Annotated in this window: 1 pseudogene; it reads right to left on the reverse strand. The window is 48.3% G+C overall.

The window, feature by feature from the left end:
- Positions 1–204, reverse strand: a pseudogene (locus ACTHSP_RS23810) (dialkylrecorsinol condensing enzyme); the annotation flags it as partial.
- Positions 205–261 lie beyond the last annotated feature (57 nt).

The following is a 261-nucleotide window of genomic DNA, read 5'->3' on the forward strand; positions in this document are numbered from 1 at the left end:
AATCGGGGCGGGTTTTAAATGGACGGTTTCAGGAAAGGTATCGAAAAAACGCCAAAACGGCCACGGAAACGGAAATGCCTGCTCCGGTACGATATTGACGCAATCGACCTGTATCCCGGCTGTTTGCAACGGCGCGGCAAAATTTCGCGCCAGGCTGGAGAGCTGCCCCGTTTGCGAGTAATGTACAATCAGCACTTTTTTCATTATCTTCCCTGCAATGAGTAAGTTATGGTTGGTTTGGACGGTATTATATAGTAAACC

The organism is Neisseria sp. P0001.S005 (genome assembly GCF_051963715.1).